This window comes from Alcanivorax sp. IL2 (assembly GCF_047495475.1).
Taxonomy (GTDB): Bacteria; Pseudomonadota; Gammaproteobacteria; order Pseudomonadales; family Alcanivoracaceae; genus Alcanivorax.
Genome location: NZ_CP179932.1, coordinates 1,996,625 through 2,009,313, shown reverse-complemented (window position 1 = coordinate 2,009,313; position 12,689 = coordinate 1,996,625). Strand labels below are relative to the sequence as shown.

Genomic DNA, 12,689 nt, shown 5'->3' with positions numbered 1-12,689 from the left:
GCTGTGCCCCTTATTTTACGTCTTCAATCACGCGCACTCCGCCCTGGCCGGCGACAAGAACGCCGCCCGCTTTTCGGGGCAAAATTGCGGAGATGGATTCACGGTCCGGAAGGAACCGCAGGGAGAAGGTTTGACCACCATCATGGCTGGTGAGAATACCGCCGGCATTGGTCACCAGCACCACGGTGCCGTCGTCCAGTACCGTGCCGTCATTCACACCACGGGTCAGCTTGGTGGGTACCTTGACCCAGCTACTGCCGCGATTGGCGGTTAACCACACATTGCCTTGCAGGCCGTAAACCAGCACCTGGTAATCGGATATCGGGGTGGCACCGAACAGGGTGCCTTCATAGGGGCTGGTCAGTGCCTCCCAGTTCTGGCCCTTGTCAGCAGAGCGAAAGATGACGCCTTTTTCACCAACCAGATAGCGATCGCTGCTGGCAGGAGCGGCCGCATAGCCGTACAGGTGCCAGCCATCATTATTACTCAGTGCAGCAGTTCGTTTTTTCCAGGTATCGCCGCCGTTGGAAGTTTCCAGATAGTAGCCATAGCCACCCACTGCCACGGCTTTGTCACGGCTTTCACAGTGCACATCCAGTAGCGGCGCGCCGGAGGTATCAACAGGTGCAGCAGCGATTTCCTCGTAGGGATCATCGCTGTAGAGGTCATCCCCGTAGGCATCGTCCTCATAGGGGTCGCCATAGATATCGTCCATGGACAGATCATCCATGCTCTCATCAGCGGGTTCGCTATCATCGCTGCCACCCAGCGGATCACTGTACTGAAGCGTCCAGCTTTCTCCGCCATCACGGGTACCCAGTACCACGGCATCGTGGCCCACGGCCCAGCCGTTGCGGGCATCCGCAAAACAAACCGCTGTCAGAAGCACCTCTTCAGGCGTTTTGGCCGCCTGCCAGTGGTCCCCATCATCATCGGAGTACAGAATTTTGCCGCGGTCACCCACCGCCACAATCCGGCCATTGGCATTGGCCAGGTCCAGATAGTTGTTGGCTGTTACCAGCGGAGATTTGCTATCAATAAACTGTGCCTGCAAAGGGGCAGACAGCATGGCTGCAGCAGCCAGCAAAAGTGTTTTTTTCATTGTCCCATCTCTTCCCGAAGGCTCGTTTGCCGAGCCGAGTGCAAAACGACCGGGGGCCATGGGCGTCCCGGTCGCGTTGCCAGTGCTGCCGTTAAACGGTCAGCCTTTTCTTGTCATTACCGTCCACGGCGGCGCAGGGCGGCCGGATGGAAGTAGCGGTCATCCGGTACCGGCTGGCTGTAATCCAGAATGGACGGTTCTTCGTTATCCAGGAACTGTACGTGGTACCGCTGGGCCCGCAGATCATGGAAGGTGTCCAGAGCGGTCCACTGGGTCGGTACTTCGTAGTAGTTCTTGATGTAGGCAAGGCTTACACGCCACAGCTCATCACGACGGTCATACTGGTCGATGGCGGCGATCTGCCAGGAATCCGCATCAATGTAGAAGCGACGCTTCTCGTAGATATGGCGCTCACCTTCCTTCAGGTTCGCTTCCACTACCCATACACGGTGCAGCTCCCAACGCTGGTAGTCCGAATTCACGTGGCCCTGTTGCAGCAGGGTTTCGTATTTCACATCCGGGCTGTCCATCTTGTAGTTGTTGTAGGGGATAAACATTTCCACCGGCTTTTCATGAACCAGCTTCCAGTTGTACTTGTCCGGGGCACCGTTATACATATCGGTGTCATCGGCAGTACGCAGGCCGTCGGCTGCAGCGATCGGGGTGTCGTAAGCCAGGTTGGGAGCACGACGAACACGACGCTGGCCGGCGTTATAACCCCAGGCCTGACGCGGCATTTTCTTCTGGTCCAGCATTTCATGAACCAGCACCGCCCCACCGGCCAGACGTGCCGGCGCCTTGGTGAAGGACAGGTAGTAGAAAATGATGTTGTCCAGGCTGTCGAAGTTGTACTTGGGATCGTAGTAACGGAAGTACACTTCCTGCTGAGAAGTGATCAGGGAGTAGGCACCGTTACGCTGCACCGCCACTTCTGAAGCACGACGCACCACGTACAGACCGCGCCACCGCAGGATATGGTTCCAGATCGCCTGCTGGGCCTTGTCTTCGTTGCTACCACTCAGAATCGGGAAAGGAATCCCGCCGAATGCGTTGTTAACACCGGTTTCTGCCAATGAAGCCTTGGTAGCATTGCTCTTGGTATTGTCGTAAACCCATTGCGGTGCGGAGGTAGAGCGACGGCTCGGGTAGACATTGAGTTTAAAAGTATCCGGGTAGGTTTTCAGCATACCCTGCACACCCTCAGGCACCTTGTCCGCATACTTGGACAGGTTCTGGGCGGTGATGGTGAACACTACCTTGTCATTTTTGAAAGGGTCCGGGTGGTGCTGGCCGGGGCGGGTATATTCCTTGGGGATATCCTTCTTCTGGATACCACCGGTCCAGTCCGGAATGCCAAGGCCAGTGGAAACGGCTTTCCCGTTACCTTTGACGTCAGCCCCGAACGGAGTCAGGGATTTACCCAACTTTGCCGCTTCTTGCGCGGACACGGCAGCCTGCACATTGGCCGCTACGCTCAGTGACAGCGCAAGCGCGCTGCCCATGGCGGTCAATTTCTTCAACATGATTGCTCTCCGAATAAACGGGCCGGAAACCCGGCCCGGAAAAAATTAAAAAGAGTACTTAACAGAAACCGAAGCGTTGTTCCGGTCCGCCAGTTTGTTGGAATATTTGGCGCCCCAGAAGCTGGTGGCAGACATGCCCACTTCCAGGTTGTTCAGGTACACAAAATCCAGCCCCAGGGTAGCGGCTTTGCGGTCTTCCATGAAGTTACCACCGATGGGTGAATTGCCACTTACATCGTGGGCAATCCGCACGCTCGGGCTCATGGAAATACCGGCGAAAATGTTGTTGTAGTCTGCCTTCAAGACCGCACGGTAACCCCAGGATGTGTCATCCAGATTATATTTATTGGGGTCATCCGGGCTCAGAATCTGGGCCTCGGAACCAAGAATGGCAGCAGTGGAGTTATATTCCAGCTCCGGGTTTTCCAGACCTTCAATATGCTCAACGCCCAGTTCAACCAGTGCGATCAAACCATCGGTTCCCCAGGTCGGTCCAAAGTTGAAAATGCTGACCAGGGAGCCGTTATAGCTTTCCACTTCGTCGTAGAAGTAATAGAGCTGACCTTCCTGAACCGCCGTGTTGGAACTCAGGCAGCTACCACCAAGCTCTGCCCGCACACAGTGCGGAGTCAGATCACCCAGGGTTGGGGCCGGATTTGCTGCTGCTCCTGCCAGAGACTGGATCAGGTTGTCACCGATTTCATTGATAATGGATCGCTTGGGGCGGTACGCCAGTTCGCCCGCCAGAGACATGGTGCCGACGACAGTGTTGAAGCTGGCACCGAACATGTCCTGGTCTTCCACATAGGCCATCTGGTATTCAGTGGTATCGATGGTTTCCGGCACACCCGCCAGGCCTGAGGTGTTGATCTTGTTGATGCGGGAACCCACCACAGGCGTACGTGCATGAGTGCGGGTATAGTAAAGCGCGAATTCCGTACCATTCAGGGCTTCGGCAAAATAACGATAGGCCAAACCAAACTGGCCATTATCTTTCGCGTCTTCATCACGAATCCGATCAACCGTTACCTGAGTGGCTTCGTACTCGTAGCCAGGACCAAACTGAGCCGTGTAGGCAGCGAACGCATTTTCCAGACCCGGTGCACCAGCCCCCAGAGCCACGACACGACCATCAATAATCACGTTGTCAGCACCCCTGCCCGGGAATGCATCATGAGTGGAGAAGTAGGTGCCCGCTGGCGCATCTTCGGAATTTTCCCACTCGAACTGGTAGAAACCTTCCAGTGTCGCGTTAAAGGTCAGGCCGTAGGAAAAGTACAAGCTATCCAGTGGCAACAGGGCTTCCTTGATTTCAGAGCCCGGCAAGCGCAGCGCATTGAGATCAAAGTAGTTGGCAGTGTTAACGCCACCCTGAATAAACAGCGCTTCACCCCAGTTGATGACCTGCTGACCCAGACGCACGTTCAAGGGCTTCTCGAACAGATCGAAACTCCCCCAGACATAGGCATCCAGCATACGAGCACGCTGACCCGCATAGCGCTCTGCATCACTGTTGAAATCGTCACCGATACCGTTGTTGGCATAATCGGAGTATGTGGCATAACGGGTAAACCCGTTACCCGGCACGAAGGGACCCGATTTCATCAGAGCCCCACCATCATGACCACCGCCCATGATCTGCTCATCGTGGAACGCGGTGGCACGGACGAACATGCCATAACGCCCCTGCCAGTTCAGCTCCATCTCCGGGGTGATCTTGTAGACCAGAGACGCCAAACCAGTGTCAAAGTTGTTGTTGGCATCGTTCTTGTTGACCTGGGAGCCATAACCTTTCAGGGTCATGTCAACCACGTCTTCGTTGGCCGCCAACATCCGGTCCTGCCCTTCTGTGCGGAACAACGCACCGACGGACAAGGCAGTATCCAGTCGACCGGTCCAGTCAGGGTTATCGAATTGAAGCTGAATTGCAGAGGCAGGAAGTGACAAGCTGGTAAGGGCTGCAGCACCAGCAACAGCCATCGCTAACCTGGTTTTGCGCAGGGGATTATTATTCATGTAGCTCTCCGAATTGCCATGCATGGCTTTATTGTTCTTGCCCGGGCAGCGGCTTCTCCCGTTGTATCATCGGTCCCATCATTCTCCCCGATGCACACCACTACCCAGACTAAGTCTTAATTCTTACATATCGGGACGAAAAAGAAATCCCCCCTCAGTGTACATTTAACGACCAGCCAGTCATCACTATTTTTTCATCTTGTAGTCGATTCGCATCAAACAGCCAAAATCCGCCCAAGGACCTCGCTGAGATTGTCCGAGGCATCCTTTTCCACTCGCTCCAAGGCCGACGCTAGCTGCTTGCGGCGCCCGGGCTCCAGCTTTGACAGACGCGCGGCCGCATTGGCCAGCCGGGCAGCAATCTGGGGGTTAATCCCGTCTAGCCGACTCAATGCTGCCGCGAAAAGGCGGTAGCCTTCGCCGTCGGGAGAATGGAAGGCAGACGGGTTGCCATTTGCGAGAGTACCCAGCAAGGCTCGCACCCGATTCGGTACTGTCCAGTCAAAAGCAGAATGGCTCATCAGCGCCTCTATTCTGGACAAGCTGGCCGGCCCCGGAGTCGCCGCCTGGACGGCAAACCACTGATCCATTACCAGGGCCTCATCTGACCAGCGTTCAGCGAACTGGGACAGAGCCTGATCGGCGCCGGCTAAATCGTAATGCACCAGCACCCGCAGTGCGGCCAGTTCTTCGGTCATGCATAACGGTAATTCAAACAGTTCTGCTGCCAATCGTGGCGCTTCCGGATGACCGGACGCAGCCAGGTAATCCAGTGCCAGATTGCGCAACTGGCGGCGCCCCATGGCCCGACCATCCATCTCCAGCTCGGTTGCAATCAGATTCTCAGCCAGTGACAGCCAGTGACTCTGCAATGCCTTGCCCAAGGCCTGCTTCATGGCACGGTGGGCAGCATGGACGCCGCCAGGGTCCAGAGGCGCATGCCTGTCTCCAAGGGCCACTTCGCCAGGTAATGACAGCAACAGAGCAGCTTGGGCCGGATCCTCATCAGCCCGGCCGATCACTTGCTCCAATACCGGCACCAGTGCTTGCGCCTCGGCGGCTGCGTCGCCAGTCCCTTTCACCAGACGATCCAGCGCGGAGAAGTAAAGCCGCTGGGCAGCACTCCAGCGACAGTAGCCATCACTGTCGTAGGCCAGCAGACGGGTTAGCTGGTCATGGTCGAAGGCGTAGTCGAGCACCACCGGCGCAGAAAAGCCCCGCAACAGGGAAGGGGTAACCGGCCCTTCAGCATCAAAACTGAGGGTCTGCTCTTCCCTGTCGAGAATAATGACCTTCTCGCGATTGCCCTGCTCATCCAGCGGCAACGGCTCACCAGCTTCGTCCAATAAGGCCAGACGCACCGGGATCATCAGCGCCTGCTTCTCAGCCTGCCCTGGTGTCGGGGGGGTGTGTTGGCGGAAGGAGAGCTGGTACCGGCCGTTCTCAAGGTGATCCGTCACAGTCAGCACCGGCGTACCGGCCTGGCTGTACCAGCGCTTGAACTGAGTCAGATCTCGCCCGGAGATCTCCTCCATACAGGCAACAAAGTCATCACAGGTGACGGCCTGACCATCAAACCGATCGAAGTAAAGATCCGTAGCGCGACGAAAATCATCGGCCCCTAGCAGGTGATACTGCATACGGACAATTTCGGCGCCCTTTTCATAGATCGTCAGCGTGTAGAAATTATCGATTTTCTGGTATTGCGCAGGGCGAACAGGATGGGCCATTGGCCCCTGATCTTCCGGGAACTGATGGTTGACCAGAAAATCCACATTCTCCACCCGTTGCACGGCGGCGGAGTTCATGTCCGCAGAAAACTGCTGGTCACGAAATACGGTGAAACCTTCCTTGAGACTGAGCTGAAACCAGTCCCGGCAGGTGACCCGGTTACCCGACCAGTTATGGAAGTATTCATGGGCCACCACGGACTCCACCCGCTGAAAACCGGCATCGGTGGTAGTAGACGGGTGAGCCAGCACACAGGAAGTATTGAAGATATTGAGGCCCTTGTTTTCCATGGCCCCCATATTGAAATGGCTTACTGCCACGATCATGTAGATATCCAGATCGTACTCACGCCCGTAGCTGTCTTCATCCCAACGCATGGCATTCTTCAGCGACAGCATGGCGTGGTCCAGCTTGTCCAGATCGCGGTGCTCTGCATAAAGACGCAGCGACACCTGGCGACCAGAACCGGTGGTATAGCTGTCCTCCAGACAGGCCAGATCACCGGCCACCAGCGCAAACAGATAGCAGGGTTTCGGGAACGGGTCTTCCCAGGTCACCCAGTGGCGATCGCCCTCTTCGCCCTGCTCTACCGGGTTACCGTTGGATAGCAGCAACGGATAGCGCTTCTTGTCAGCCCGCACTGAAGTGGTAAACCGGGCCAGCACATCCGGGCGATCCGGGAAAAAGGTGATACGGCGGAAGCCTTCCGCCTCGCACTGCGTGCAGTACATGCCGTTGGAGCGGTAGAGTCCGTCGAGTGCGGTATTTTTTTCCGGTTCGATATCTACAATCGACGTCAATTGGCAACATTCAGGCAGCCCCCTGACAATCAACTGAGAATCCCTGTACTCGTACCTCTCCTCTTCAAGCACAACACCGTCCAGGACCAACGAGCGCAGGACAAGCCCCTCGCCATTGAAACTCATCTCTCCCGCCGGGACCGGAGAAGCCGGGTTATGTTGGAGCGACAGCGTACTGGTAACTGTCGTCACACCATCATGGATATCCACATCCAGAACCACTTCGTCCACCAGATAGACTGGAGGCTGATACTCTTCCAATCGCGTGGTCTTGACTGCACTATGCGCGGTTTCCATGCATGACTCCTGCTGCGTTTCTGTTGCCGTCCATATTAGACACTTGCCCTAAACGACAACACCCCGCAGAAGCGGGGTGTTGTGATACAGGGATGGGAACCGGATTACGGAGTAGCTTCCACATCTCCAGGCGCCTGGGTACCTATGCCCACCTGTGCACCTGAGGACAACACAAAGCTGACTACCTGGGCCTGCATTTCTGCAGTAACCTGCGGCGCACCGCCAGACGGTGTCAGCAGCGAGCCATGCCCACCTGCTGTCATTTTCACGTAGCCCGGTGTGGCGGTCACATTAGCGGCACCAGGGCCAAACTGGGTTGCACCCGTTAGTGAAGCCAACGCCTCTGTCCCCATCAACGGCAGTGCCGGATCGCCATTCGGCACCACCATGTCACCATTCACCTGCTGAATCAGCACCGGCACACCAAGTGTTCCAAGGGTTTCGGCAAAATTCACCGGGTCACCAGAGGCTACTGTGCTTTGTGCAGCATAGAGGAATTTTTCGTAGTTACTGGTACCAACATTGACACCATTAGCTGCCAGGCCTGCCTGAATACGCGGGGCAAACGTCTGGGAGTTGTTAAGTATCTGGGTCAGCTGTGTCCCCCCTACCGACGCTACCAAGCCTTTAATCGGATTCAGGTTGCTACCAAAATTCATGTCGTTACCAATCGCTATCTGATTCACGGTGGTAAACACAGACCCGACGATCGCACCCAATGAAGCGCCCACGACAGTCACATTATCGGTATCCAGCGTGCCATTGGTGGCAATATCCAGATCGCTGATTGCCTGTAGGCTGGCATTCAGGTTCATCAGATCCATCACCGACTGACGCATGTTATCGCGAGTGTTCCCGAGGCTGGCCAGATTGATAAACCAGGCACCAGAACCATCAAGTGCTGTTGGTGTATCAAAGTTCATCAGGGCAGGATTACCCGTAGCATCCTGAACCACATTGAAATGGCGCTCGTGGAGATCTTCGCCGTATAGGGTGGAGAAAGGGATAAGCGCACTATTTTCCACATTCAACGCCGCTGCAAAAGCACTGTTGGCGGGCACACCATGTACCGGCAGGTCAATTGCTACGGTGGAGACACACTTGGATGCCAGTGTGTGCCCCAGCGCCATAACGGACGTACGATCGCTAGTGATGCCATGGACATAAATGACAACAGGGTAACCCGTGTTATCACGAACATTGGCACAGGTAGCGCCCATCAGTTCTGCCGGAGCAGTAGCCGGGTTCGGCAGAGTAACCTGAAGCGGCACCAACTCTTCACCGCTCTCTGCGGCAAAGGGGAAGCGGTAAGTCACATTGTAAGAACCGTCAATATCTGCGGGCGGAATACCCGGTCCTACCTGAGAGCCCAGCACCTGGTCCGCATTCCAGGTTTTTTGCAGGAAGCTGAAATCTGTAGGCGCAGCAGGCGCTGACAGGTAATAAGGCAACGAAATGCTACCGGTGTAAAGCGTACCAATTCCCGCAGCCAGCTGCCCGGCAGTCAGTGCCGAGAAATCCAGACCGGTTGCCGCATTTACGTCAATCGTTCTCTCTTTCGGCGTGCTCAGTAGCCCTCCGTTCTCCAGGTTGTTGGCCGCCGTTACTGCATCACCTGGTGCCGCACCACCATTAATCAGGGTTTGCGCAATTGCGCCACGGGGAGCCCCCATGGCAACCAATGGAGTTACCGGATCAGTAGTGGTAAATGTATAGGAAATCATCCACATCAAGCTCCAAAGCCTGGGCAAGAAAGCCGGAAGCGATCGCCTCCCACCCTTGCACAGCAGTGCGAACAGGCTGCAACGCGGAGGTCAGAGCAGGCTCGTTTTCCCCCAGAGTCTGATAAGAGCTTGATGGAGTAATCGGATCGCCATCCGTATCGAGAATGCCATCCGTCACGAAAACCAGATACTTGGTTTTAGCCAGCATTGGCTCCGCAGGGGTAATACGAAGAACGTTATCCGTGCCGCCATCCAGAGATTCTACTGAAGCAATGAAACCGGGGATCTGCTCAGCATTTACCGGATTCATAGGATCCACGTTTGCCGGATCCAGTGCGTCACCATTGCTGTTCAACGGAATCAGGAAAACATTGGGGACGCAGGCATCACCAAGCGCACAGACAGTGCTGGCATCAATGGAACCACCAGCAAATCCAATGTCGAAATACGCTGTCGTGGAAAACCCATCCAGATCATTGAGTGCAGCCTCCACCGCATTGGTAGGAGTCCCGACGTTGGCAGTGCCGTCAGAAGTGGCGGCCGCTGCAAAGATTAGATCAGTGTTAAGGGGCAGATCAGATGCCAGGGGGTCAAAACGGGGAAAAGTCCCGATTTGGGCAGCACCCTCACTTTGATCAGGGACGGTATCACTGCCGCCACCACAGGCCGCCAGTGCCAGGGCCACTGCCGCAGGCAGTACTTTCTTATAGATATGCATGGGTTCTCCCAAACCGTTTGTTATCTTTTTTATTTCTGCCTGCGCCGCAATCTCCCATAACGCAGCCAGAAAGACATCGTCCGCGTGCGCCGAATCTAGGCCGGCTAACTTACACAGTACAGTTGTCACCTAGGAAGAATACAGTATGTTTGGAAGAGCACCAACGGTCTTTGGCAGGAAAAGCTTGACGTTGGTCCGACAGGCGGTATCCGGGCGACGACCCGCCAGTCACCGCCCGTGGGACGGGCGGTCTGGCTACTGCAAACGATCCGGGGCGCGCAGGGTAACCGGCTGCTCCTCTGGCTCGTCCTTGCCACTCTTGCACTGCTGCTCCATGTAGCCTGAGCGCTGCTCCTCTGGCAGGTTCTTTGCCTCCCAGGCAATCACCGCCTGGAGGCAGGTTTCACGCTGCTCACGGCTCAGCGGCCGACCATCCGCCCACTTGCCGGTTTCAATAGCGCGGCGCATGTTGTCACAGACTTCCTGCGTCATGGCGGCGATCAGGTCATCAAAGCTTTGGTAGGTCATGACATTCACTCGTTTGAGGCACCCCGCCAGTTCGGCGGGGGTGGGCTTACGCCCGTTTCCGGCCTGGCTAGTCTGGGACGGATACAGGGAAGCCGCTGTTTGCCTGTAGCTATTAACTATTCACTGTTAACTATCAACGGGGTTTCAGCTGCTGTCACCGGGGCGGGTACTCCAGCCCAGCTTGGAGCGACAGGCCTGGTAGAAATCATGGCCAGGCGGGTGGATCAAATGCAAACGATGGGGCTTCTTGCGAATGGCGATTACATCGTCCACCTGCAGGCGAATCCCGGCGGTGCCGTCGCAGCTGACCAGTGGTCGGACCTTTTCGGTGGTGATATGAATCTTGATCTCGCTGTCCCCGGCCACCACCAGCGGGCGGCTGGTAAGGGTATGCGGATTGAGCGGCACCATCACCATGGCATCCAGCTTGGGATGCATGATGGGCCCGCCGCCGGACAGCGCATAGGCCGTGGAACCGGTGGGGGTGGAGATGATCAGGCCATCGGAGCGCTGGCCATAGACAAAATGGCCATCGATCACCAGCTCGAAATCGATCATGTGGACACTGTCACCGGAGAGCAGCACGATATCGTTCAGGGCGCAGCCCTCGCCCACCACGGTCTTGCCCCGGCGTACTTCCAGATCCAGCAGGAACCGCTTTTCAGTGGTGTACTCACCGTCCAGCACCTGCCCCACCCGGCTTTCGATTTCGGAGGGAAGGATGTCAGTGAGAAACCCCAGGTGACCCCGGTTGACGCCCAGCACCGGCACATCAAAACGGGCCAGTGTACGGGCGGCGCCCAGCAGGCTGCCATCGCCACCGACCACAATAACCAGATCACAGGCTTCACCCATCTGCGTGGCAGATGCCGCTTGCAGGCCCATTTCTGGCAGGCTGCCGGCGATGTTCTTGTCGAGGATAACGGTACAGTCACGCCCGTTGAGAAAGTGAATCAACTGGCGCAGTGAATACAGCGCCTGTTCACTTTCGGAACGGGCAATCAAGCCGATATTGCGGAATTTATTGCTAAAAGTCTCTTGCGCCACACGAATCCTGGGCAGCCGGAGCTGCATCCGGTGAAGGGCTCGCCCTCCATCCGGTGAGCGACCACCCTGGCCCGAATCCGTGATTGCTGCATGGCAGCCGCGGATTCAGGCCTGTGTCAGGTACTCGTTCAGGTTAGCAGCATTGGCATTCAGGCCGCCATCCAGAACGATTACGTCCAAGCCGGCGTTTTTTAACAGAAAAGCGGCTGTGGCGCTACGTCGACCGGTATCACAGTAGGCAATATAGGTCTTGCTGGGGTCCAACAGGCGGGATTTCAGCCGTAATACATTCAGCGGCATATTGGTGGCGCCCACCAGGTGCTCCTGGTCGAATTCATCGCTGGTACGCACATCCAGCCACCAGGCGCCCTTTTCTGCGGCGCCCAATACATCCTCAGCGGGCATGGTGTTGATGATCGGCTCGCGCAGCAGGGCATCAAAGTCCTGACGCTCCAGTTTCATCAAGACCCCGTCGGTAGCCATGGTCACCGTGGCATTACGGGGCTTGCCGGAAAGCAGCGCCTCTTCGCCGAACCACTGCCCTTCTTCCAGCATGGCCACGGGGGTTGGGGCATTGTCGCCCATACTGATGGCCACCTCACAGACGCCTTCCTTGAGAATGTAGCAACAGTCTGCTGCCTCACCCTGGCGGATAATCACATCCCCTTGCTTGTGGCGATGAGCCTTCAGGCGCCGGAAGATTTCCAGAATATTACTGGGCGGTACCCGATGAAACAGCTTGGATTTAAGCAGTCGAATCATCCACTCCCGATCATTCTGATAAGCGGAGTTGGCGTTGATATCGAGAATCACGTAACCGGCAGACTGGTCCCAGGAAAGAATGGTGTCCAGCCGAAAGCTGTCAAAGCGGACCACACTGACTTCGGTCAGAGCCCGAGCCGTACTGCGGCGGGGCTGGGCATGCTCCAGCGGATGCCAGGATGCGGTATCTCCGGCACTGACGGTACGGGTTTTGCCCGCTTCATCGGTAAGCTCTACCTTGCCGCTGAGCAGATAGATGGTGGTGTTGTCCTTGTCGCCAAGCGAAAAAAGGGCATCTCCTGACGAATAACGGCACACCTCCTGCTGATCCAGGAGCCAGTCCAGCTGGTCTCCAGACAGCGCATTCACTGGCACAAAGGTCTGTAAAAGGCTTTTATCAATGGATTCCTGTGCCATAACTGCCGCTCCCGGTGTTCTTAT

Annotated in this window: 9 protein-coding genes; all 9 read right to left on the bottom strand. The window is 56.4% G+C overall.

Annotated elements, in window-relative coordinates:
• Positions 1-10: 10 nt before the first annotated feature.
• Positions 11-1,102 (bottom strand): WD40/YVTN/BNR-like repeat-containing protein, encoded by a 1,092-nt coding sequence (locus tag ACMG4N_RS09380; protein ID WP_286828145.1) that lies wholly within the window; start codon positions 1,100-1,102, stop codon positions 11-13.
• A 116-nt stretch (positions 1,103-1,218) separates the two neighbouring features.
• Entirely contained in the window at positions 1,219-2,625 is a 1,407-nt protein-coding gene (locus ACMG4N_RS09375) for a DUF1329 domain-containing protein (RefSeq protein WP_286828144.1), read from the bottom strand.
• Between the two features lie 45 nt (positions 2,626-2,670).
• On the bottom strand, positions 2,671-4,641 hold the full coding sequence (locus ACMG4N_RS09370; RefSeq protein WP_414431385.1) for a DUF1302 domain-containing protein: 1,971 nt from the start codon (positions 4,639-4,641) through the stop codon (positions 2,671-2,673).
• Positions 4,642-4,856: 215 nt separating this feature from the next.
• The gene (gene pepN / locus ACMG4N_RS09365; protein WP_414431384.1) at positions 4,857-7,469 is read right to left on the bottom strand and encodes an aminopeptidase N; all 2,613 of its coding nucleotides are present in this window, start codon (positions 7,467-7,469) and stop codon (positions 4,857-4,859) included.
• A 104-nt stretch (positions 7,470-7,573) separates the two neighbouring features.
• The gene (locus tag ACMG4N_RS09360) at positions 7,574-9,199 is read right to left on the bottom strand and encodes a hypothetical protein (RefSeq protein ID WP_414431382.1); all 1,626 of its coding nucleotides are present in this window, start codon (positions 9,197-9,199) and stop codon (positions 7,574-7,576) included.
• Positions 9,165-9,911 (bottom strand): hypothetical protein, encoded by a 747-nt coding sequence (locus tag ACMG4N_RS09355; RefSeq protein ID WP_414431381.1) that lies wholly within the window; start codon positions 9,909-9,911, stop codon positions 9,165-9,167. The genes ACMG4N_RS09360 and ACMG4N_RS09355 overlap by 35 nt, the downstream gene beginning before the upstream one ends.
• Positions 9,912-10,166: 255 nt before the next feature.
• The gene (locus ACMG4N_RS09350; protein ID WP_273008807.1) at positions 10,167-10,439 is read right to left on the bottom strand and encodes a YeaC family protein; all 273 of its coding nucleotides are present in this window, start codon (positions 10,437-10,439) and stop codon (positions 10,167-10,169) included.
• A 144-nt stretch (positions 10,440-10,583) separates the two neighbouring features.
• Positions 10,584-11,513 carry an NAD(+) kinase gene (locus ACMG4N_RS09345; RefSeq protein WP_273008808.1) on the bottom strand — a complete coding sequence of 310 codons (930 nt, stop codon included), beginning with the start codon at positions 11,511-11,513 and terminating at the stop codon, positions 10,584-10,586.
• Between the two features lie 78 nt (positions 11,514-11,591).
• On the bottom strand, positions 11,592-12,665 hold the full coding sequence (locus tag ACMG4N_RS09340) for a cyclic nucleotide-binding domain-containing protein (RefSeq protein ID WP_273008809.1): 1,074 nt from the start codon (positions 12,663-12,665) through the stop codon (positions 11,592-11,594).
• Between the last annotated feature and the right edge of the window lie 24 nt (positions 12,666-12,689).